The organism is Staphylococcus sp. HMSC14D10, assembly GCF_001808125.1.
GTDB lineage: Bacteria > Bacillota > Bacilli > Staphylococcales > Staphylococcaceae > Staphylococcus > Staphylococcus haemolyticus.
Map to the genome: position 1 here is coordinate 13,247 of NZ_KV792272.1, position 21,699 is coordinate 34,945.

The 21,699-nt window shown below is 31.6% G+C and carries 23 protein-coding genes; 20 read left to right on the plus strand and 3 right to left on the minus strand.

Annotation, left to right across the window (positions count from 1 at the left end):
* The first annotated feature begins 11 nt into the window (after nucleotides 1-11).
* Together gcvPA and gcvPB are read left to right on the plus strand one after the other, a co-directional pair.
* The gene (gene gcvPA / locus HMPREF3134_RS10840; protein WP_070442831.1) at nucleotides 12-1,364 is read left to right on the plus strand and encodes an aminomethyl-transferring glycine dehydrogenase subunit GcvPA; all 1,353 of its coding nucleotides are present in this window, start codon (nucleotides 12-14) and stop codon (nucleotides 1,362-1,364) included.
* The gene (gcvPB, locus tag HMPREF3134_RS10845) at nucleotides 1,351-2,829 is read left to right on the plus strand and encodes an aminomethyl-transferring glycine dehydrogenase subunit GcvPB (RefSeq protein WP_070442835.1); all 1,479 of its coding nucleotides are present in this window, start codon (nucleotides 1,351-1,353) and stop codon (nucleotides 2,827-2,829) included. The genes gcvPA and gcvPB overlap by 14 nt, the downstream gene beginning before the upstream one ends.
* Before the next feature lie 178 nt (nucleotides 2,830-3,007).
* Here gcvPB and HMPREF3134_RS10850 read toward each other — a convergent pair whose 3' ends face one another.
* Nucleotides 3,008-3,394, minus strand: coding sequence for a rhodanese-like domain-containing protein (locus tag HMPREF3134_RS10850; RefSeq protein WP_011275678.1), 387 nt, complete (start codon nucleotides 3,392-3,394; stop codon nucleotides 3,008-3,010).
* 151 nt (nucleotides 3,395-3,545) lie between these two features.
* Here HMPREF3134_RS10850 and HMPREF3134_RS10855 point away from each other — a divergent pair, with 151 nt between their 5' ends.
* Nucleotides 3,546-4,376, plus strand: a complete 831-nt coding sequence (locus HMPREF3134_RS10855; protein WP_070442840.1) for a lipoate--protein ligase family protein — start codon at nucleotides 3,546-3,548, stop codon at nucleotides 4,374-4,376.
* A gap of 43 nt (nucleotides 4,377-4,419) precedes the next feature.
* Here the strand turns inward: HMPREF3134_RS10855 and HMPREF3134_RS10860 are convergent, their stop codons facing one another.
* Both HMPREF3134_RS10860 and HMPREF3134_RS10865 read right to left on the minus strand, forming a co-directional pair.
* Nucleotides 4,420-4,635 (minus strand): SA1362 family protein, encoded by a 216-nt coding sequence (locus HMPREF3134_RS10860; RefSeq protein WP_011275680.1) that lies wholly within the window; start codon nucleotides 4,633-4,635, stop codon nucleotides 4,420-4,422.
* Between the two features lie 14 nt (nucleotides 4,636-4,649).
* Nucleotides 4,650-5,231 (minus strand): putative periplasmic lipoprotein, encoded by a 582-nt coding sequence (locus HMPREF3134_RS10865; protein ID WP_070442843.1) that lies wholly within the window; start codon nucleotides 5,229-5,231, stop codon nucleotides 4,650-4,652.
* A gap of 103 nt (nucleotides 5,232-5,334) precedes the next feature.
* Between HMPREF3134_RS10865 and HMPREF3134_RS10870 the strand changes: the two genes are divergently transcribed.
* From HMPREF3134_RS10870 to HMPREF3134_RS10950, 17 genes are all read left to right on the plus strand, one after another.
* On the plus strand, nucleotides 5,335-6,393 hold the full coding sequence (locus tag HMPREF3134_RS10870; RefSeq protein WP_070442846.1) for a M24 family metallopeptidase: 1,059 nt from the start codon (nucleotides 5,335-5,337) through the stop codon (nucleotides 6,391-6,393).
* 27 nt (nucleotides 6,394-6,420) lie between these two features.
* Complete coding sequence (gene efp / locus HMPREF3134_RS10875) at nucleotides 6,421-6,978, plus strand: elongation factor P (protein WP_011275683.1); 558 nt, start codon at nucleotides 6,421-6,423, stop codon at nucleotides 6,976-6,978.
* 216 nt (nucleotides 6,979-7,194) lie between these two features.
* Nucleotides 7,195-7,680 (plus strand): acetyl-CoA carboxylase biotin carboxyl carrier protein, encoded by a 486-nt coding sequence (gene accB / locus HMPREF3134_RS10880; RefSeq protein WP_070442849.1) that lies wholly within the window; start codon nucleotides 7,195-7,197, stop codon nucleotides 7,678-7,680.
* On the plus strand, nucleotides 7,680-9,035 hold the full coding sequence (gene accC, locus HMPREF3134_RS10885) for an acetyl-CoA carboxylase biotin carboxylase subunit (protein ID WP_070442851.1): 1,356 nt from the start codon (nucleotides 7,680-7,682) through the stop codon (nucleotides 9,033-9,035). Before accB ends, accC begins: the two co-directional genes overlap by 1 nt.
* Before the next feature lie 13 nt (nucleotides 9,036-9,048).
* Nucleotides 9,049-9,408, plus strand: a complete 360-nt coding sequence (locus HMPREF3134_RS10890) for an Asp23/Gls24 family envelope stress response protein (protein ID WP_011275686.1) — start codon at nucleotides 9,049-9,051, stop codon at nucleotides 9,406-9,408.
* A gap of 31 nt (nucleotides 9,409-9,439) precedes the next feature.
* On the plus strand, nucleotides 9,440-9,826 hold the full coding sequence (gene nusB, locus HMPREF3134_RS10895) for a transcription antitermination factor NusB (protein ID WP_070442853.1): 387 nt from the start codon (nucleotides 9,440-9,442) through the stop codon (nucleotides 9,824-9,826).
* A gap of 18 nt (nucleotides 9,827-9,844) precedes the next feature.
* Nucleotides 9,845-11,182: an exodeoxyribonuclease VII large subunit gene (gene xseA / locus HMPREF3134_RS10900; RefSeq protein ID WP_070442855.1), complete on the plus strand. Its 1,338-nt coding sequence runs from the start codon at nucleotides 9,845-9,847 to the stop codon at nucleotides 11,180-11,182.
* Nucleotides 11,175-11,405, plus strand: a complete 231-nt coding sequence (locus HMPREF3134_RS10905; RefSeq protein WP_070442858.1) for an exodeoxyribonuclease VII small subunit — start codon at nucleotides 11,175-11,177, stop codon at nucleotides 11,403-11,405. Before xseA ends, HMPREF3134_RS10905 begins: the two co-directional genes overlap by 8 nt.
* Nucleotides 11,383-12,264, plus strand: a complete 882-nt coding sequence (locus HMPREF3134_RS10910; protein WP_070442861.1) for a polyprenyl synthetase family protein — start codon at nucleotides 11,383-11,385, stop codon at nucleotides 12,262-12,264. The genes HMPREF3134_RS10905 and HMPREF3134_RS10910 overlap by 23 nt, the downstream gene beginning before the upstream one ends.
* A gap of 296 nt (nucleotides 12,265-12,560) precedes the next feature.
* Nucleotides 12,561-13,013: a transcriptional regulator AhrC/ArgR gene (gene ahrC / locus HMPREF3134_RS10915; RefSeq protein WP_037550574.1), complete on the plus strand. Its 453-nt coding sequence runs from the start codon at nucleotides 12,561-12,563 to the stop codon at nucleotides 13,011-13,013.
* A 15-nt stretch (nucleotides 13,014-13,028) separates the two neighbouring features.
* Entirely contained in the window at nucleotides 13,029-14,714 is a 1,686-nt protein-coding gene (gene recN / locus HMPREF3134_RS10920; RefSeq protein ID WP_070442864.1) for a DNA repair protein RecN, read from the plus strand.
* A 176-nt stretch (nucleotides 14,715-14,890) separates the two neighbouring features.
* A complete protein-coding gene (gene lpdA, locus HMPREF3134_RS10925) occupies nucleotides 14,891-16,315 on the plus strand; it encodes a dihydrolipoyl dehydrogenase (protein ID WP_070442867.1) in 1,425 nt (474 codons plus the stop codon).
* A gap of 17 nt (nucleotides 16,316-16,332) precedes the next feature.
* Entirely contained in the window at nucleotides 16,333-17,334 is a 1,002-nt protein-coding gene (locus HMPREF3134_RS10930; protein ID WP_070442870.1) for a thiamine pyrophosphate-dependent dehydrogenase E1 component subunit alpha, read from the plus strand.
* Entirely contained in the window at nucleotides 17,327-18,310 is a 984-nt protein-coding gene (locus tag HMPREF3134_RS10935) for an alpha-ketoacid dehydrogenase subunit beta (RefSeq protein ID WP_070442873.1), read from the plus strand. The genes HMPREF3134_RS10930 and HMPREF3134_RS10935 overlap by 8 nt, the downstream gene beginning before the upstream one ends.
* A gap of 12 nt (nucleotides 18,311-18,322) precedes the next feature.
* Complete coding sequence (locus tag HMPREF3134_RS10940; protein ID WP_070442876.1) at nucleotides 18,323-19,651, plus strand: dihydrolipoamide acetyltransferase family protein; 1,329 nt, start codon at nucleotides 18,323-18,325, stop codon at nucleotides 19,649-19,651.
* A 102-nt stretch (nucleotides 19,652-19,753) separates the two neighbouring features.
* Entirely contained in the window at nucleotides 19,754-20,191 is a 438-nt protein-coding gene (gene brxB / locus HMPREF3134_RS10945; RefSeq protein ID WP_011275697.1) for a bacilliredoxin BrxB, read from the plus strand.
* 12 nt (nucleotides 20,192-20,203) lie between these two features.
* Complete coding sequence (locus HMPREF3134_RS10950; RefSeq protein ID WP_070442878.1) at nucleotides 20,204-21,181, plus strand: aromatic acid exporter family protein; 978 nt, start codon at nucleotides 20,204-20,206, stop codon at nucleotides 21,179-21,181.
* Nucleotides 21,182-21,699: the final 518 nt, after the last annotated feature.

The window sequence follows — 21,699 nt, forward strand, 5'->3', positions numbered from 1 at the left end:
GGGTGTGTATTGTGAGTCATCGTTATATACCATTAACTGAAAAAGATAAAAAAGAAATGCTTGATAAAATTGGCGCAAGTTCAATTAATGAATTGTTCGGAGATGTGCCAAAAGATATTTTACTAAATAGAGATTTAAATATTGCTAGTGGTGAAGCTGAAACTTCTTTATTAAGAAGACTTAATACAGTTGCAAATAAAAACGTAACTAAAGAAACTCATGCGTCTTTCCTAGGTGCTGGCGTTTATGACCATTATGCTCCAGCTGTTGTAGATGCAATGATTTCACGTTCTGAATTCTATACAGCATATACACCATATCAACCAGAAATTTCACAAGGTGAATTACAAGCGATTTTTGAATTCCAAACATTAATTTGTGAATTAACAGATATGGATGTAGCTAACTCATCTATGTATGATGGTATCACTAGTTTTGCTGAAGCTTGTATCTTAGCATTTAATCATACTAAGAAAAATAAAATTGTAGTATCTAAAGGTCTTCATTATCAAGCACTTCAAGTGTTAAAAACTTACGTTAAAGTTAGAGAAGAATTTGAAATTGTTGAAGTTGATTTAGATGGTACAATTACAGACTTAAAAAAATTAGAACAGGCTGTAGACGATGAAACTGCTGCAGTAGCAGTTCAATATCCAAACTTCTATGGTTCAGTGGAAGACTTAGAAAAAATTCAATCATTTATTGAAGACAAAAAAGCATTATTTATCGTTTATGCTAATCCATTAGCTTTAGGCCTATTGACACCTCCAGGTTCATTTGGTGCTGATATTGTAGTAGGAGACACACAACCATTTGGTATACCAACACAATTTGGTGGACCACACTGTGGTTATTTCGCAACTACAAAAAAATTAATGCGTAAAGTGCCTGGTAGATTAGTGGGACAAACACAAGATGATGAAGGTAACCGTGGATTCGTTCTAACTTTACAAGCCCGTGAACAACATATTCGTCGTGATAAAGCCACTTCTAATATCTGTTCAAACCAAGCATTAAACGCACTTGCATCATCAATTGCTATGTCAGCTCTTGGTAAACAAGGTATTTACGACATTGCAGTTCAAAACTTAGAACACGCAAATTATGCTAAAAATCAATTTAAAGACAATGGTTTTGAAGTGCTTGATGGTACTTCATTCAATGAATTTGTTGTCAAATTCGATAAACCAATCAAAGATATAAATAAAAAATTAGCAGAACATGGTTTCATTGGAGGCTTTGATTTAGGTGATGCCTCAGCAGATTTTAAAAATCATATGTTAATTGCTGTTACTGAATTAAGAACTAAAGATGAAATTGATACATTTGTTAAGAAAGCTGGTGAGCTAAATGGTAGTAAGTAAATCAAGTCCATTAATTTTTGAAAGATCTAGAGAAAGTAGATATGCATACTCATTACCTCAAAGCGATATAAAAACAGATTCAGTTGAAGATATTCTTGATGAAAAATTTATTCGTAAAAATAAAGCAGAGTTTCCTGAAGTTGCAGAATTAGATTTAGTTCGTCATTATACTGAATTATCAAATAAAAACTTTGGTGTAGATTCAGGTTTTTATCCACTTGGATCATGTACTATGAAATATAATCCTAAAATCAATGAAAAAGTTGCTCGCATACCTGGATTTGCAGAGTCACATCCTTTACAAGAAGAAGAGCAAGTTCAAGGCTCTTTAGAAATTGTGTATAGTTTACAAGAAGAACTTAAAGAAATTACTGGTATGGATGAAGTTACATTACAACCAGCTGCAGGTGCTCATGGTGAGTGGACTGCTTTAATGATTTTCAAAGCGTATCATTTAGATAATGGTGAAGGTCATCGTGATGAAGTTATTGTTCCTGACTCAGCTCATGGTACAAACCCTGCATCTGCGTCGTTTGCTGGTTTTAAAGCTGTTACAGTTAAATCAAATGAACGTGGTGAAGTTGATATCGAAGACTTAAAACGCGTTGTTAATGAAAATACTGCTGCAATAATGTTAACTAATCCTAACACTTTAGGTATTTTCGAGAAAAACATCATGGAAATCCGTGAAATTGTACATGAAGCAGGCGGATTATTATACTATGACGGTGCAAACTTAAATGCCATTATGGATAAAGTACGTCCTGGAGATATGGGATTTGATGCGGTACATTTAAACTTACACAAAACTTTCACTGGTCCTCACGGTGGTGGTGGTCCAGGTTCAGGTCCAGTTGGTGTAAAAAAAGAATTAGCTAGTTATTTACCAAAACCAATGGTAATCAAAGATGGAGATACTTTTAAATACGATAATGATATTAAAAACTCAATTGGACGTGTAAAACCATTCTACGGTAACTTTGGTATTTACTTAAGAGCATACACATATATCAGAACTATGGGTGCTGAAGGTTTAAGAGAGGTTTCTGAAGCAGCAGTTCTTAATGCTAACTATATTAAAGCTAGCTTAAAAGACCACTATGAAATTCCATATGAACAATATTGTAAACATGAATTCGTATTAAGTGGTTCTAAACAAAAAGAACATGGTGTCCGTACATTAGACATGGCAAAACGCTTATTAGACTTTGGTGTTCATCCACCAACAATCTACTTCCCACTTAACGTTGAGGAAGGTATGATGATTGAACCAACTGAAACAGAATCTAAAGAAACGTTAGATTACTTTATCGATGCTATGATTCAAATTGCTGAAGAAGCTAAAAATGATCCAGATAAAGTATTAGAAGCACCACATAGTACAATAATTGATAGATTAGATGAAACTACAGCTGCGCGTAAGCCTGTTTTAAAATTTGATAATCTACATGAAGAAAAAGAATAATATTCAAAACTTTGACCCTGTAACCAATTTAATTGATTATAGGGTCTTCCTTATTTTAATTTTATGTGAAATATTTTATGTTTATTCTATATTTAGATAACGTTTCTAAATGATTTTCACATAAATAATTAAAAAACTCTTAAAGAACATCTTTAAGAGTTAGTAAGCAGACAAGAGATTATTTTTTAGTTTTAATCTTACCTGTCCATTTTTTGTATCCACCTTTTAACATATAAATATCTTTATAGCCATTTTTTTTAAGGATACGTGCTGCACGATACCCTGCAACACCGTTTGCATCACAAAGATAAATAGGTTGATCTTTACGTAAACCTTGATATCTTTGACTAAACATTGATATTGGAATGTTACGAGCGCCGTTAATATGTCCGTAATCATAGTCTACTTTCTCACGAACATCAATCACTTGGGCTTTTCTTAAACCTTTGTGAAATTCATTCTGCTCAAGTTCAGTGACTGCTCGTTTATTCATAAACCAATTTCCAAGCATATATAAAATAATTATGACTATAATAGCTAAAGCTATAATCAAAGATACATTCATATTGCATCCTCCCTAATTAACCGATATTATAATTATAAGGATGTTAGCTAAATTTATCAAAATTTTTTATTAGCTATTTTTATCAAAGATTTATATGTAAAATTTAATATTTTTCTATAGATAATTATATGTTGTGATTGGAGATTATTTTATGACAGAGACATGGAATTTTATAAATACAGGAAGCCATGATCCATATTATAATATGGCAATGGATGAAGCACTCTTAAACTTCGTATCAAGAGGGGAAATTGACCCTGTTGTCAGATTTTACACTTGGAATCCTGCAACGTTATCTGTAGGGTATTTTCAAAGATTAAAGAAAGAAATTGACATTGATAAAGTTAAAGAAAAAGGATTTGGATTAGTAAGAAGACAAACTGGTGGTAGAGGGGTTCTTCATGATAAAGAATTAACATATAGTGTTATTGTTTCGGAAGAACATCCTAATATGCCTTCTACCGTAACTGAAGCATATCGTGTCATTTCTGAAGGATTACTTGAAGGATTTAAATTGTTAGGTTTTGAAGCATATTTTGCGATTCCACATTCCAAAGAAGAACGAGAAAAATTAAAACAACCTCGAAGTGCTGTTTGTTTTGATGCACCTAGTTGGTATGAATTAGTTGTTGAAGGCAGAAAAATTGCAGGAAGCGCTCAAACTAGACAAAAAGGCGTTATACTACAACATGGTTCCTTATTACAAGATGTTAACGTTGATGAGCTGTTCGATATGTTCATTTTCAAAAATGATCGTCTAAAAGATAAGATGAAAAAAGCGTTTGTTGATAAAGCTGTAGCGATTAATGATATTGCTGATAGACATATATCAATTGAAGAGATGGAAAAAGCATTTGAAGAAGGATTTAAAAAGGGGTTAAACATAGAATTTAAACCACTTACTTTATCAGATGATCAAATAAAAGAAGTAAAAGAATTAGAAGAAAAATATCGTTCTGATGAATGGTTATATAAAAAATAAAAAATCATAGGATGGCTAATAATTGGTCATCCTATGATTATTTTTATTTTCTATTTCTCTTTTTATATTTTCTTGCTGCTCTCCTATATTTACGTTGATCTTCAGTTAAGAAAAAGAAATAGTATATTAAATAAATAATTAACGCAATGATTAAAAAGGTGAAAATCGTTTTAGCAAAAGACATCATGAATACATTTAAATTCAAAATCAAGCCAATCGCAGCGATTAAAATTACTAAATAAAACAATATATTTTTCAAATCAAAAACTCCTATTATGAATTGTTAGACATGTTCACTTGAGATAGTTTAGTCTTACCTTTATTCAATTTATTCGTATTATTATTTTCATATCCGCTTTTAATATCTTTAAATGCTGATTGTAACTCTTTGTTAATTTGTCTAATATTTTTATCTTCATTTTTATTTGCACTAGATAAATCTTTTTTAGTTACGGCACCCTTATATTTACCATAAGCATCATCAATACCATTAGCAATAGTATTTAATTTTTCAAGATTTTGCTTTTTGTCTTCTTTCTTATTTTTAGACAAATCCAACTGATTATAATTACTAATAATTTTAGTAATATCTTGATAATATTTAGACGAAGCATCTAAAAATTTGGCTTCTTTATTATTATCAACTGTTTTGGAAACATTTTTTTTATCTTTATTAAGAGCCTCAACCTGTGCTTTTTGATTACTTATATCTTGATTTAGCTGTTGAATATCTAACTTCAAGTTATGGTTTTGATCTCTTAATTTGGTTGTCTTATCTTCCAATGGTCCTAAATTTTGAGAGCCACAACCAACCAATAAACATGAAGCTCCAATTATAACGATTAATTTTTTCATTAAAATCTCCCTAAACCAAAATCTCTTTATTTCTAAAATAATTATGCTATTATTTTAATGTAAATAGAGCAAATGTACAAACGTTATACTAGGAGTGATTTGTATGAATAAATTAGCAAAAGTTAAAGACTTACTAGAGGTTCAACAATTAGATGCTTTAGTTGTTTTATCAGATTATAATCGTAGATATTTATCAGATTTCACTGGTACAAGTGGTGCATTAATAATTTCAAAAAATAACTATCAATTAATTACTGATTTTCGATATATTGAACAAGCAACTAATCAGGCAACTGAATTTAACATCATCAAACGCAGTGGTGGTTTAATTGAAGCGATTGTAGAAATTATTAATAATGAACAATTTAATCATGTTGGTTTTGAAGGACACTTAGTGAGTTACGATACATACCAAACATTAGATCAATCGAAAGCTAAATTAATCTCTATTGGCAATGAGATTGAAAAAATCAGGGAAATAAAGACACCCGAAGAGATAGAAAAGATCAAATACGCTGCTAAAATAGTTGATGATACATATAACTATGTATTAGATATTGCAAAGGTTGGAATGACTGAAAGAGAAATAAAAGCTAAATTAGAAGCTAAAATGTTAGAATTAGGAGCAGATGGCCCTTCATTTGACACGATTGTAGCATCTGGCAATAGAGGCGCTTTACCTCATGGTGTAGCAAGCGATAAAGTCATAGAGCAAGGCGATATGATTACGCTTGATTTTGGGGCATACTACAGAGGATATTGCTCTGATATAACAAGAACATTTGCTATTGGGGAACCTGACCCCAAGATGAAAGATATTTATAACATCGTTCTCAATTCCCAAATTAAAGCAATAAACGAAATCAAAGCTGGAATGACTGTAGCTGAGGCTGACGCGTTATCAAGAGACTATATTGAATCTCACGGTTATGGAGAAGCATTTGGCCACTCTCTTGGACATGGTATTGGTTTAGACATACATGAGGGACCACTATTATCTAAAAATGCAAACGGTATAGTAGAAGTAAATAATTGTGTTACTATTGAACCAGGTATTTATGTTGATGGTCTTGGTGGTGTACGCATAGAAGATGACATTTTAATAACTGAAAATGGTTGTGAAGTCTTTACTAAATGTACAAAAGACCTTATTATTTTATAGAAAGCGCATATTTGAGGAGGAAACTGAATGATTTCGGTTAATGATTTTAAAACAGGTTTAACAATTTCAGTAGATAATGGCATTTGGAAAGTTATCGATTTCCAACATGTAAAACCAGGTAAAGGTTCTGCATTTGTACGTTCTAAATTACGTAATTTAAGAACAGGTGCAATTCAAGAAAAGACATTTAGAGCTGGGGAAAAAGTTGAACAAGCGATGATTGAAAATCGTCGTATGCAATATTTATATGCTGATGGAGATAATCATGTATTCATGGATAATGAGACGTTTGATCAAACTGAATTATCAGCTGATTATTTAAAAGATGAATTAAAATATTTAAAAGCTAACATGGAAGTTCAGATCCAATCATATGAAGGTGAAACAATCGGAGTTGAACTACCTAAAACTGTTGAATTAGAAGTTACTGAAACTGAGCCAGGTATCAAAGGTGATACTGCCACTGGAGCAACTAAATCAGCTACAGTTGAAACAGGTTATACTCTAAATGTACCTTTATTCGTTAATGAAGGTGATGTATTAGTTATTAACACTAGCGACGGAAGCTATATCTCAAGAGCTTAGTTAACACTAGCTAAAGTCTTTCTAATTACTAATTGGAAAGACTTTTTTTAATATCTAAATCGTTATTTTATATAAATTACAAAAGTCCATTTATCAATAATAGTAAGCATTAAATAGTAAGATGTAATTCCCTAAAATGACACATGCTTGAATTGGCAAGTTCAGTCAAGTAAAATAGATTGGTAGATGAAAACTAATTCAAGGAGTCAGTAACTTATGAATTTTAAAGAAATAAAAGAATTAATCGAAATTCTTAATCAATCAAGTTTAACTGAAATTAATATTGAAGATAACAAAGGTAGTGTAGTCAACCTAAAAAAACAGAAAGAGACAGAAATAATTACACCGCAATATACACAACAAACACCATTAGCACCAGCAGCATCAACGATGGCAACACCAAATCAAAGTGCAACAGAATCACCTGTTCCACAAAATAATGATCAAATCGATACAGATGATTCATCATACCAAACAATCAATGCCCCTATGGTGGGTACATTTTATAAATCGCCATCGCCAGAAGAAGATGCATTTGTTCAAGTCGGAGATAAAGTTACCAATGAATCTACAGTGTGCATCTTAGAAGCAATGAAATTATTTAACGAAATACAAGCTGAGGTTACTGGAGAAATAGTTGAAATATTAGTAGAGGACGGACAAATGGTAGAGTATGGCCAACCGTTATTTAAGGTGAAATAATGAAAAAAATCTTAATCGCTAATCGTGGAGAAATTGCGGTTAGAATCATTAGAGCTTGTCATGATTTAGGCATACAAACTGTTGCCATTTATTCTGAGGGTGACAAAGACGCGTTACATACTCAAATTGCTGATGAAGCATATTGCGTTGGTCCAACTCAGTCTAAAGATTCTTATTTGAACATTCCAAATATATTATCAATTGCGACTTCAACCGGTTGTGATGGTATTCACCCAGGATATGGCTTTTTAGCTGAGAATGGTGACTTTGCAGAGTTGTGTGAAGCATGCCAATTGAAATTTATCGGTCCTAGCTATGAGTCTATCCAAAAAATGGGCATCAAAGACGTTGCAAAAGCAGAAATGATTGCAGCTAATGTCCCAGTTGTTCCAGGTAGTGATGGGCTAGTTACAACCATTTCGGATGCAAAACAAATTGCTAAAGAAATTGGATATCCAGTAATTATTAAAGCTACTGCAGGTGGTGGTGGAAAAGGTATACGAGTGGCTAGAACAGAGAAAGAGCTTGAGAATGGCTATCGTATGACTCAACAAGAAGCAGAAACTGCTTTTGGTAATGGCGGTCTTTACCTTGAAAAATTTATTGAGAACTTCCGTCACATTGAAATTCAAATTATTGGAGATCAACATGGAAATGTCATTCATCTCGGAGAGAGAGATTGTACGATTCAAAGACGCATGCAAAAGTTAGTTGAAGAATCTCCATCGCCTATTTTATCTGATGAGCAACGTGAAGAGATGGGTAATGCAGCTATAAGAGCCGCAAAAGCAGTTAATTATGAAAATGCAGGTACTATTGAATTTATATATGATTTAAATGATAATCAATTTTATTTTATGGAAATGAATACACGTATTCAAGTTGAACATCCTGTCACTGAAATGGTTACTGGCATTGATTTAGTAAAATTACAACTAAAAGTTGCGATGGGTGAAGCACTGACATACACTCAAGAAGATATTACTATCAATGGTCATGCAATAGAATATCGTATAAATGCTGAAAATCCATATAAGAACTTCATGCCATCTCCTGGTAAAATCACACAATACCTAGCTCCAGGCGGATATGGTGTGAGAATCGAATCAGCTTGTTATACAAATTATACAATTCCTCCATATTATGATTCTATGGTAGCTAAACTCATTGTTCATGAACCAACGCGTGATGAAGCAATTATGACTGGTATTAGAGCATTAAGTGAGTATTTAATTTTAGGAATCGATACAACAATTCCTTTCCATTTAAAACTTATGAATAATGATATATTTAGAAGTGGATCTTTTAATACTAATTTCTTAGAACAATATAATATTATGGATGACGAGGAGTAGGAGGTTAAACCAAATGGTTAAAGTAGCAGATTATTCAAATTCAAACTTAGGTAAAATTGAAATTGCACCTGAAGTTATTTCTGTAGTTGCAAGTATAGCTGTTTCAGAGGTAGAAGGGGTAACTGGACATTTTTCAGAATTGAAAAATAGTAACATTGAAAAAATAAGTCGTAAAAACCTCAATAGAAATTTAAAAATTGATGTTAAAGAAGATGGCATTCAAATTGATGTATATTGCTCTATTAAGCATGGTATAAATATTTCAAAATTTGCAAGCAAAATTCAAACATCTATTTTTAACTCAATTAAAACGATGACTGCTATTGAGCCAAAAGAAATTAACGTTCACATCATGCATATTACTGTCGAATAATATATAGATTACATTTAATAAGGAGTTATTTATGAGTCGTAAAGAATCAAGAATGCAAGCATTTCAAACTTTGTTTCAGTTAGAAATGAAAGACACAGAATTAACAATAAATGAAGCCATTAATTTCATAAAAAATGATGAGCCTGAATTAGACTTTGATTTTATACACTGGTTAGTAACAGGTGTTAAAGATCATGAGCCAGTTCTAGATGATACTATTAAGCCACATCTTAAAGATTGGTCACTTCAACGTTTATTAAAAACAGACCGAATAATATTACGAATGGCTACATTTGAATTATTGCATAGTGATACACCACCAAAAGTAATCATTAATGAAGCTGTAGAATTAGCAAAACAATTTAGCGACGATGAGCATTATAAATTTATAAATGGTGTGTTGAGTAACATAAAATAATTAATTTGAGTGATGACAATGTCTGAATACTTAAGCGTTACAACTTTAACGAAATATATTAAATATAAATTTGATCAGGACCCACACTTGCAATCTATCTTACTAAAAGGTGAACTATCTAACTTTAAAAAACATTCAAGTGGACACCTTTATTTCAACGTTAAAGATAAGGATAGTGTGATAAGTGCAATGATGTTTAAAGGTAATGCGAGTCAGCTTACTTTTGAGCCAAAAGAAGGTGATGAAGTTCTTTTAGAAGCACGTGTTTCAGTATATGAAAGACGTGGAAATTATCAAATTTATGTGAATAAAATGGAATTAGATGGTATAGGGAACTTGTATCAAAAGTTAGAACAATTAAAACAAAAATTAAAAAAAGAAGGCTTTTTTAATAATGAACATAAAAAGCCTATTTCTCGATTCCCTAAGAAAATTGCAATCTTAACTGCTGGTACTGGTGCCGCAATTAGAGATATTCAATCTACAATAAATAGTAGATATCCTTTGGCCGATAAAATCCAAATAAGTACTTTAGTACAAGGTACACAAGCCAAAGAGGATATTATAAAAAATATTAAGTATGCTGATTCACTTGGCGTTGATACTATTATAGTAGGCCGTGGTGGTGGATCTATAGAAGATTTATGGAACTTTAATGAAGAAGATGTTGTTAAAGCGATTTTTGAGTGTCAAACACCCATTATTTCAGCTGTTGGACATGAAACCGATTTTACACTCAGTGATTTCGTAGCAGATGTCAGAGCAGCAACACCAACACAAGCTGCAGTTATGGCGACTCCAGACCAGTACGAATTGATGCAACAAATTAAGCAATACCAATTTTCATTATCAAGGTATATTAAACAATATCTTGAAAAACAACATAAACAACTAGATCATTTAGCATCTTATTATAAGTTTAAACAACCCTCATTATTATACGATCAACAGATACAACGCAAAGATGATTTAGAAAGACAACTAACTCAATTATTATTATCCAAAATTGAGAATAAAAAATATCAATTAAAAGTTCTTCATCAGAATTTTAATGTAAAAACATTAAATCAAACTATATTACAAAATAGTAAGCAACTAATGAATGTAAAAAATACTTTATCAAATCTAACAATTAAAAACATTCATAATAATAAATTAGAGCTCAAAAATAAAGTTGAACTATTAAATAATTTAAGTCCTACTAATACTATGTTAAGAGGCTATTCTATTATTAATAAAGATGATAAAGTCATTACAAGTACACAGGATTTAAGTAAAGATGATGAAATTACATTAGCAATGAAAGATGGTAGCGTAGATGCCATCGTTAAAAAGGTTAGGTGTGAACATGAGTAAAGATCAACAAAGTTTTGAAGAAATGATGCAAGAATTAGAAAATATCGTTCAAAAGTTAGATAATGAGACTGTATCATTAGAAGAATCATTAGAGTTATATCAACGTGGTATGAAACTTTCTGCAACATGTGATGCAACACTTAAAGATGCTGAAAAGAAAGTAAATCAACTTATTAAAAATGAAGCAGAGGATGAAGAAAATGGCAAAGAAGTCAATGAATGAATTAATTGATCAAATTAATAGTGCTCTTGACGGTGTAATCGAAACTTCACCACTAAATACTAATCTAGAAGAAAGTATGCAATATTCTCTCAATGCAGGTGGTAAAAGAATAAGACCACTTCTTTTATTTTTAACATTAGATGTATTAAATCAAGATTATAAAAAAGGTAAAAAAACTGCATTGGCATTGGAAATGATTCACACATATTCTTTAATTCATGATGATCTTCCTGCGATGGATAATGATGATTACCGTCGTGGTAAACTTACCAATCACAAAGTCTATGGTGAATGGAAAGCTATTCTAGCTGGTGATGCACTACTAACTAAGGCATTTGAAATCATTGCTGATGATGAATTATTAGAATCTGACGTCAAAGTTAAAATACTTTCCAGATTAGCGCATAACAGTGGTCACTTAGGTATGGTCGGAGGACAAACATTAGACATGCAAAGTGAAGATAAACCTGTTGATTTGGATACACTTGAACAGATACATAAAGCTAAAACAGGAGCATTACTTCAATTCGCGGTATTAAGTGCAGCTGATATCGCTAAAGTAGACAAGTCTACATCACAATCTCTTGAAGATTTTAGTAATCATATGGGTTTGATGTTCCAAATTAAAGATGATTTGCTCGACGTATATGGTGATGAATCTAAATTAGGAAAAAAAGTTGGTAGTGACATCGAAAATCACAAAAGTACGTATGTTTCTTTATTAGGTAAAGATGGTGCTGAAAATAAATTAAATTTCCATAAAGATGCTGCCATAGAATCAATAGAACAACTTTCTTCTCACTATGATATTAAACCTCTATTAGATATCGTTGAGCTTTTCTACACACGTGATCATTAATTATCATTAATATTAACCCTTCAAAGCTACTGTTTAAAAACTGGCGTTGAAGGGTGTTTTAGTACACTATTTTAAATTGTGGTATTACATTTATATCCTAATTTTAGTTTACATATTTATTTATTCGTTTATACATTTTTTCAATACAAATTAACTAATTGTACCTATTAGTATTTAAATAAAACAATTTACGATTATTCAGTTATCAGTTAAGTATGCATAATAACAATAGTAGTAGTAAAAAAAATGATGTGTTAAAATCATTGTATAATTATTCGAAAATAGGAGTGTTCATAATGGCAAAAAAATCTGTGAGACACATAAAGATTAGAGAAATTATCTCAAGTGAACAAATAGAAACTCAAGACGAACTAGTAAAACGTCTTAATGAATACGACCTTAATGTTACGCAAGCTACCGTATCACGTGATATTAAAGAATTACAGTTAATCAAAGTTCCTGCAACATCAGGTCAGTATGTATATAGCTTGCCTAATGATCGAAAATACCATCCATTAGAAAAATTGGGTCGTTATCTCATGGACTCATTTGTGAATATAGAAGGTACAGGTAATCTACTCGTCTTAAAAACCTTACCTGGTAACGCTCAATCTATTGGCGCTATACTAGACCAAATCGATTGGGATGAAGTTCTCGGTACTATATGTGGTGATGATACTTGCCTTTTAATTTGTAAAGATGAAGACGCAAGTAATACAATTAAAACAAGAATTTTCAATTTATTATAAGGATGCGATGAATTCATGTTACAAACCTTATCAATAAAACAATTTGCAATTATTGATGAATTAGAAATTCATTTTTCAGATGGATTAACAGTTCTAAGTGGTGAAACGGGTTCAGGTAAATCAATCATCATAGATGCGATTGGCCAGTTAATTGGAATGCGTGCATCATCAGATTATGTTCGACATGGTGAAAAGAAAGCGATTATTGAAGGCATATTTGATATAGATGAAAATAAAGATGTTATTCATATACTTCATAATCTTGATATAGAAATCGACGAGGACTTCTTATTAGTAAAAAGAGAAATATTTAGCACTGGTAAAAGTATTTGTAGATTGAATAATCAAATTGTTACGCTTCAAGATTTGCGAAAAGTTATGCAAGAACTATTAGATATTCATGGTCAACATGAAACACAGACACTTCTTAAACAGAAGTATCATTTAAAATTATTAGATGATTATGCAGAAGACAAGTATTTATCAACTAAAGAAAAATATCAAAATGTGTTTAATCAATATAAAAGTAAAACAAAGGAATTAGAAGAATTAGAGTCTGCAGACCAAGCATTACTTCAACGTTTGGATTTAATGAAATTTCAATATGAAGAATTAGAAGAAGCTTCTTTAAAAGAGGGCGAAATTGAGCAATTAGAAGTCGATATACGTAGAATTCAAAATTCCGAAAAACTAAGCATGGCGCTTAATAATGCGCATGTCACCTTGACTGATGAGCATGCAATTACAGATAGACTATATGAATTAAGTATTCATTTACAATCTATAGATGATATTTTGCCTGATAAATTTAGTAAATTAAAAGAGGATATTGATCAATTTTATTACACGCTTGAAGATGCTAAGCACGAGTTATATGATGAAATGTCAAACACTGAATTTGATGAGCAAATACTTAATGAGCTAGAATCACGAATGAATTTATTAAACAATCTTAAAAGGAAATATGGCAAAGACATTTATGAATTAATTACATACAAAGATAAGCTTCAAAATGAAATAGCCAAAATCGAAAATTATGAAGAAAGTACATCACAATTACGTGAGGAAATTAGTCAATTATATAATGAAGTGATGTCAAAAGGCAAAGTGTTATCTAGAGAGCGTCGTTCAGTAGCTCGAACATTAAGAGATCATATCGTTTCTGAAGTACAAAATTTACAAATGAAAGATGCTAATTTAGAAATTTCATTCCAATTATTAGATAAACCAACAATTGATGGTATAGAATTTGTAGAGTTTTTAATCAGTCCTAATAAAGGGGAACCACTCAAAAGTTTAAATAAAATTGCATCTGGCGGTGAGTTGTCTCGTATTATGCTAGCCCTAAAAAGTATTTTTGTACAATCAAGGGGACAAACTGCAATTTTATTTGATGAGGTAGATTCAGGAGTGTCAGGACAAGCTGCTCAAAAAATGGCTGAAAAAATGAGAGATATAGCTGAATATATTCAAGTAATATGTATTTCGCACTTACCACAAGTTGCATCTATGAGTAATCATCATTTATTAATTAGTAAAGCATCCAATGATGATCGTACAACAACTCAAGTTAAAGAATTAGAAAATGATGATAAAATTGATGAAATCGCACGAATGATTTCTGGTGCTAGTGTTACTAAATTAACTAAAGAAAATGCAAAAGAAATGATTAGCCAAAATCAAAGAAAAAGTAGTAAGTAATTCATTGAATTTATTAATATTTATAATTGCTGTAAAATAAATATTAGCATTATAAAATGAATATTTTAATTTTATATGTAACCTACTCATTGAGTTACTAAATTCATTTAAAATTTAAAGTCACTTACAGATTAACGTTATTAAATCCAATCGCAAAGCAAGTTAGGAGTAAAATTATGAGTGAAAAGCAATATGACCTAGTCATCTTAGGTGGAGGAACCGCTGGTTATGTAGCGGCAATTCGAGCATCACAATTAGGTAAAAAAGTAGCTATAGTAGAGAAGTCTTTGTTGGGTGGCACTTGTCTTCACAAAGGATGTATTCCTACAAAAGCTTTATTAAAATCTGCTGAAATTTTAAGAACAGTTAAAGATTCAGTTCATTTTGGAGTGAATGTTGGTCAATATTCATTTGACTTAAAATCTATGATGAAACGTAAAGACAAAATTGTTAATCAAATGCATCAAGGTATTGAAAGTTTAATGCAGAAAAATCACATAGATATATTTAATGGCAAAGGTAGAATTATGGGGACATCTATTTTCTCACCTCAAAGTGGTACCATTTCAGTTGAATATGATAATGGAGAATCTGAATTATTACCTAATCAGAATGTATTGATAGCTACAGGTTCACTACCAACTCGATTACCATTCTTGCCTTTCAATCACAATACAGTTCTATCTAGTAATGACATATTGCAATTCACAGATTTACCTGCAAGCATAGCAATCATTGGCGGTGGAGTGATAGGTCTTGAATTTGCTTCTTTATTAATTGACTTAGGTGTAAATGTTAGTGTGATAGAGGCTGGCGAACGAATCTTGCCTAATGAGAGTGCTCAAATTGCAAATTTTCTAAAAACATCACTTATAGCAAGAGGAGTAACGTTCTATGAAAATTGCGCTTTAAATGAATCTGCAGTTACAGTCAACTCTCATTCTGTAACTATACAAGTAAATAAAGATAAAACTATAGAAGTAGAAAAAGTTTTAGTATCAATTGGTCGCAAGCCTAATACTGATGATATAGGATTAAATAATACTAAAATTAAAACTGATGATAACGGTAATATACTTGTTAATGACTTTTTACAAACCGAAGATAAGCATATTTATGCTGCAGGTGATTGCATAGGTAAGCTTCAATTAGCACATGTATCTTCTAAAGAGGCAATACTTGCTGTTGAACACATGTTTAATGGCAATGGCCTACCTCTAAATTATGACAAGATGCCGAAATGCATATATACACACCCAGAAGTTGCTTCAATTGGTTACAATAAAGAATCAGCCGAAGCCAAAAACATTAAAACCAAATCATTTAAAGTAAGCTTTAATGCAATTGGTAAAGCAGTAATAGAGGAAACTACTAATGACAGAGGATTTTGTGAAATGATAATTAATGATGAAACTAATGAAATTATCGGTGTTAATATGATAGGTCCTCAGGTTACTGAATTAATCAACGAAGCCTCTTTATTGCAATTTATGAATGGTTCAGCAATTGAGTTAGGTCTGACAACACATGCACATCCTTCTATATCAGAAGTACTTATGGAATTGGGATTGAAAGTAGAAAATAGAGCAATACACGTTTAACAGGAGGAACATAAAAGATGATTGATTATAAATCTGTCGGACTTTCAGAAGAAGACCTTAAAGAAATCTATAAATGGATGGATTTAGGTAGAAAAGTAGATGAACGATTATGGTTATTAAACCGCGCAGGTAAAATTCCATTTGTTGTTAGTGGACAAGGACAAGAGGCTACACAAATAGGAATGGCATACGCTATGAAAGAAGGAGATATTTCATCTCCATATTATAGAGATTTAGCATTTGTTACTTTTATGGGGATTTCTCCATATGATACAATGCTAGCTTCATTTGGAAAAAAAGATGATATTAATTCTGGAGGAAAACAAATGCCCTCCCATTTTAGTCATCGTGAAAAGGGCATATTATCACAAAGTTCTCCAGTTGCTACACAAATACCACATTCAGTTGGAGCTGCATTAGCTTTAAAAATGGATAAAAAACCAAATATTGCTACGGCAACTGTCGGTGAGGGAAGTTCAAATCAAGGAGATTTTCATGAGGGTTTAAACTTTGCAGGCGTTCATAAATTACCATTTGTTTGTGTCATCATCAATAATAAATATGCGATATCTGTGCCTAATACATTACAATACGCCGCAGAAAAACTTTCTGATAGAGCCTTAGGATATGGCATATATGGTGAGACAGTAGATGGGGATGATCCGATAGCAATGTATAAAGCTATGAAAGATGCTAGAGAACGTGCACTAAATGGTGAGGGTGCCACTCTAATTGAAGCTATAACACATCGTATGACACCACATTCTTCAGATGATGATGATACATATCGTACGAAAAAAGAAAGAGAAGCATTAAAAACTTTTGATTGTAACCTTAAATTTAAAGATTATTTATTAGAAAAAGAGATTATTAATCAAGAATGGTTAGACAATATAGAGCAAGAGCATAAAGAAATTATTAATAAAGCCACTAAAGATGCAGAAAAAGCGCCATATCCATCTGTAGAAGAAACATATCAATTTGTTTATGACCCAGAAGGAGGTATGGGCAATGAGTAAAATGAGTTATATTGAAGCAATACAACAAGCGCAAGACCTAGCCATGGAACATGATAATAACGTATTTATATTAGGTGAAGATGTAGGACGTAAAGGTGGCGTTTTTGGTGCAACTAGAGGTCTTCAAGACAAATATGGTGTTGAAAGAGTAATAGATACACCTTTGGCTGAATCTAATATTGTAGGGACTGCTATTGGAGCAGCAATGATTGGTAAACGACCAATTGCAGAAATTCAATTCGCAGATTTTATACTTCCAGCAGTTAATCAAATTATTAGTGAAGCAGCTAAAATGCGCTATCGTTCAAATAATGACTGGCAATGTCCTATCACAATCAGAGCACCCTTTGGTGGTGGGGTACATGGTGGTTTATATCATTCTCAAAGTATCGAGAGCATCTTTGCGTCTACACCGGGGCTAACTATTGTCATACCTTCATCTCCTTATGATGCTAAAGGATTATTATTATCCTCTATTGAGTCAAATGATCCAGTATTATTCTTTGAACATAAAAAAGCATATCGCTTCTTGAAAGAAGAAGTGCCAGAAGATTATTATACAGTTCCTCTTGGAAAAGCTGATGTAAAACGTGAAGGGAATGACATAACTGTATTTACATATGGTTTGTGTGTAAATTATTGTATGCAAGCTGCTGATATTTTAGCAGCAGATGGTATTAGTGTTGAAATAGTTGATTTGAGAACTGTTTATCCTCTAGATAAAGAAACAATTATTGAACGTGCTAAAATGAATGGCAAGATTTTATTAGTAACAGAAGATAATCTTGAGGGCAGTGTCATGTCAGAAGTCTCTGCAATCATAGCTGAAAACTGTTTATTTGAACTTGATGCACCTATTATGAGATTAGCTGGACCAGATGTTCCTTCAATGCCATTTTCTCCTAATCTTGAAAATGAAGTTATGATGAATCCTGATAAAATCTTAGAAAAAATGCGAGAACTTGCACAATTTTAAGGAGGAAAAGTTATGGATATAAAAATGCCAAAACTAGGCGAAAGTGTTCATGAAGGTACTATTGAGCAATGGCTTATTTCAGTGGGTGACTATGTTGATGAATATGAACCCTTATGTGAGGTAATTACTGATAAAGTAACTGCTGAAGTACCTTCAACTGTATCTGGTACTATCACTAAAATTTTAGTTTCAGAAGGTGAAACAGTTCAAATAGATCATGTTATTTGTAAAATTGAAACTTCTGAAACAGATAATTCTACCAACACTAAAAATATCGATATTGAAACCGTTAAGGATTCAACCAATTTAAATATAAATGGTAATGATACTTTAACAGTCGAAACGTCAGCATCGGCTTCAAAAAATACTTCTGATAAAGAAGTTCATCATTCTGTTAAAACAAATGCACATACACAAGCATCATTACTTAATAACGGTCGATATTCACCAGTAGTTTTTAAAATTGCATCTGAAAATGATATTGATTTATCATTAGTTCCTGGCACAGGTTTCGAAGGACGTGTGACTAAAAAAGATATTGAAAATTATATTAATTCAAGTCATCAGGAACCTGAAATAAATAACAATTCACAATCTAGTTTTGAACTTACAAAATCCAACGTGGATTCTAATCAGAGTCAAATTGGTGAATCTATACCAGTCAAAGGTGTTCGTAAAGCAATAGCTCAAAACATGGTGACAAGTGTAACTGAAATCCCTCATGGTTGGATGATGCTTGAAGTTGATGCAACTAACTTAGTTAAAACTAGAAATCATCATAAAAATTCGTTCAAACAGAACGAAGGTTATAATTTAACTTTCTTTGCATTCTTTGTAAAAGCTGTTGCAGAAGCATTAAAATCAAACCCACTATTAAATAGTAGCTGGGATGGAGAAGAAATTATTCTTCATAAAGATATTAATATTTCAATTGCTGTAGCAGATGAAGATAAATTATATGTTCCTGTTATTAAACACGCTGATGAAAAATCAATCAAAGGTATTGCTAGAGAGATAAATGAACTAGCACTTAAAGCAAGAAACAAACAATTATCCCAAGAAGATATGTCTGGTGGAACATTTACCGTTAATAATACCGGTACATTTGGATCCGTTTCATCAATGGGAATTATAAATCATCCACAAGCAGCGATTTTACAAGTAGAATCAATTGTAAAAAAACCAGTAGTTATTGATGATATGATTGCAATTAGAAGCATGGTTAATTTGTGTATTTCGATTGATCATAGAATACTTGATGGTGTTCAAACAGGGCGCTTCATGTCTCAAGTTAAAGAACGTATTGAACAATTCACAATAGAAAATACAAGTATTTACTAGTTTAAAATGATATATCATATTCCATGGACAAGCTGTTTGAACTCTAACACTTATATTTAGTAGAATAGCATTGAATAAATAAAAGATTGAAAGGTGATTAAAATGGATTTAAATTTTGATTTATATATGAACGGCGTGGTTGAACAAGCTCGTAATGAAATTGAAAATGCGGGATATGAACAATTAACAACTGCAGATGAAGTTGACAAAGTATTACAACAAAATGGTACTTCATTAGTAATGGTTAATTCAGTTTGTGGATGTGCGGGAGGAATTGCACGTCCAGCAGCATCACATGCATTACACTATGATAAACTACCTGATAGACTTGTTACAGTATTTGCTGGACAAGATAAAGAGGCTACACAACAGGCTAGAGACTATTTTGAGGGTTACGCACCTTCAAGTCCATCATTTGCATTAATTAAAGATGGTAAAATCACTGAAATGATTGAACGTCATCAAATTGAAGGCCATGATGTAATGGATGTTATTAATCAGTTACAAGGCCTATTTGATAAATATTGCGACGAAAGATAAGAGGATTTACTAATGTTAAAGTTAAATCCTTATAAGATTGGACTAAGAACGCTTAAAACAGCAGTAGGTATCACATTAGGTGTTATTTTAGCTAAATGGATGGGGCTTGATAATTATGCATCAAGTGCTATCCTCATTGTATTATGTATTAAACATACTAAAGTTCACTCAGTACAAGCTATCGTATCAAGATTTGTATCTTGTATACTAATTCTACTGTTTGGTTCATTGGTTTTTAGCTTATTAGGTCAGAATGCGATTGTTTTGGGATTAATTGTATTATTATTTATTCCGATAACTGTTATGTTGAAAGTTCAAGAGGGTGTTGTAACTAGTTGTGTTATATTATTACATGTTTTCAATGCAACTACGATTAATTTACATTTAATCATTAATGAATTACTCTTATTAACTATTGGACTAGGAATCGCATTCATTATGAATTTAATTATGCCAAGTTTAGACAAAACATTAGTTTCTTTTAAGAAAGATATAGAAAAAGGCTTTAAAGAAATCTTTATGACATATAGCGAAGCTTGCTCAAATTATAATAATGATCTTACTTTATCTTTCGAAAAACTCCAATTAGACATTCGAAAGGCCAAATCTATCGCATTTAGAGATGTTAAAAATCATTTTATTAGAAATGAAAATTCATATTATCACTATTTTGATATGAGACAAGAACAACTTGAATTATTGCGTAGAATTAAACTGTTATTAAATCAAGTCACTGTCGATGATCCATTACTGACTGATGTATCTCATTTAATGTCAGAAATTGGTAATAACGTAAATAGTAATGATTATACTGCTTTACGATTACATTCACTGTATGAAATCCGTTTATCACTAGACGAATTACCACTTCCTAAATCTCATCAATCTTTAAAATCACGTTCAAGTATGATGCAAATATTAAATGAACTAGAAAAGTATTTAAACATTAAATCTCAATTTGGATCACTACGGTTACACAATGAAATATAATTAGTGATTAAATAAAAAAGGCTGGTACATAATTCCTAGCAAAATAGCCAGTAAATGAGTTTTTATAAATTCATTTACTGGCTTCTTTATTTACAATACTTCGTATTCTTGGCTTGCTTTCTTAGGGGACAGCTTCAGCCTGTAGTCTTCAGCTTGTCCTGTTCCCTCAAGAGTCTCGCCAAAATACTTTTTATTTATATGTAATTTTACATTCAAACACTTAAAAAATAAGGCACTTTCGTATAATTGAATAAACTTCATTAAACTAAATTAACGAGGTGCCTTATGTATAGGGAATATAACATGACTCGACTTACTCTACCAATGGAAACTTCAGTTCTTATCCCAATAAATGGTAACATGTAAATGATATTGTTGAATCAATCCCTAAGACCGAATTCGATGAATTCATTTGTCCGAACAATAAAAGATTAGGATTCAAAAGATATGCCTATCGTCATGATAAGAATGGTTTTAAACGAGGCTTTAAATTATATGAATGTGATGATTGTTCAGAA

Bases quoted from the DNA above. Each gene is read 5' to 3' on its own strand.
- gcvPB (WP_070442835.1), top strand. From the start codon at position 1,351: ATGGTAGTAAGTAAATCAAGTCCATTAATTTTTGAAAGATCTAGAGAA.
- HMPREF3134_RS10850 (WP_011275678.1), bottom strand. From the start codon at position 3,394: ATGAATGTATCTTTGATTATAGCTTTAGCTATTATAGTCATAATTATT.
- HMPREF3134_RS10855 (WP_070442840.1), top strand. From the start codon at position 3,546: ATGACAGAGACATGGAATTTTATAAATACAGGAAGCCATGATCCATAT.
- HMPREF3134_RS10865 (WP_070442843.1), bottom strand. From the start codon at position 5,231: ATGAAAAAATTAATCGTTATAATTGGAGCTTCATGTTTATTGGTTGGT.
- HMPREF3134_RS10870 (WP_070442846.1), top strand. From the start codon at position 5,335: ATGAATAAATTAGCAAAAGTTAAAGACTTACTAGAGGTTCAACAATTA.
- efp (WP_011275683.1), top strand. From the start codon at position 6,421: ATGATTTCGGTTAATGATTTTAAAACAGGTTTAACAATTTCAGTAGAT.
- accB (WP_070442849.1), top strand. From the start codon at position 7,195: ATGAATTTTAAAGAAATAAAAGAATTAATCGAAATTCTTAATCAATCA.
- accC (WP_070442851.1), top strand. From the start codon at position 7,680: ATGAAAAAAATCTTAATCGCTAATCGTGGAGAAATTGCGGTTAGAATC.
- HMPREF3134_RS10890 (WP_011275686.1), top strand. From the start codon at position 9,049: ATGGTTAAAGTAGCAGATTATTCAAATTCAAACTTAGGTAAAATTGAA.
- nusB (WP_070442853.1), top strand. From the start codon at position 9,440: ATGAGTCGTAAAGAATCAAGAATGCAAGCATTTCAAACTTTGTTTCAG.
- xseA (WP_070442855.1), top strand. From the start codon at position 9,845: ATGTCTGAATACTTAAGCGTTACAACTTTAACGAAATATATTAAATAT.
- HMPREF3134_RS10905 (WP_070442858.1), top strand. From the start codon at position 11,175: ATGAGTAAAGATCAACAAAGTTTTGAAGAAATGATGCAAGAATTAGAA.
- HMPREF3134_RS10910 (WP_070442861.1), top strand. From the start codon at position 11,383: ATGGCAAAGAAGTCAATGAATGAATTAATTGATCAAATTAATAGTGCT.
- ahrC (WP_037550574.1), top strand. From the start codon at position 12,561: ATGGCAAAAAAATCTGTGAGACACATAAAGATTAGAGAAATTATCTCA.
- recN (WP_070442864.1), top strand. From the start codon at position 13,029: ATGTTACAAACCTTATCAATAAAACAATTTGCAATTATTGATGAATTA.
- lpdA (WP_070442867.1), top strand. From the start codon at position 14,891: ATGAGTGAAAAGCAATATGACCTAGTCATCTTAGGTGGAGGAACCGCT.
- HMPREF3134_RS10930 (WP_070442870.1), top strand. From the start codon at position 16,333: ATGATTGATTATAAATCTGTCGGACTTTCAGAAGAAGACCTTAAAGAA.
- HMPREF3134_RS10935 (WP_070442873.1), top strand. From the start codon at position 17,327: ATGAGTAAAATGAGTTATATTGAAGCAATACAACAAGCGCAAGACCTA.
- HMPREF3134_RS10940 (WP_070442876.1), top strand. From the start codon at position 18,323: ATGGATATAAAAATGCCAAAACTAGGCGAAAGTGTTCATGAAGGTACT.
- brxB (WP_011275697.1), top strand. From the start codon at position 19,754: ATGGATTTAAATTTTGATTTATATATGAACGGCGTGGTTGAACAAGCT.
- HMPREF3134_RS10950 (WP_070442878.1), top strand. From the start codon at position 20,204: ATGTTAAAGTTAAATCCTTATAAGATTGGACTAAGAACGCTTAAAACA.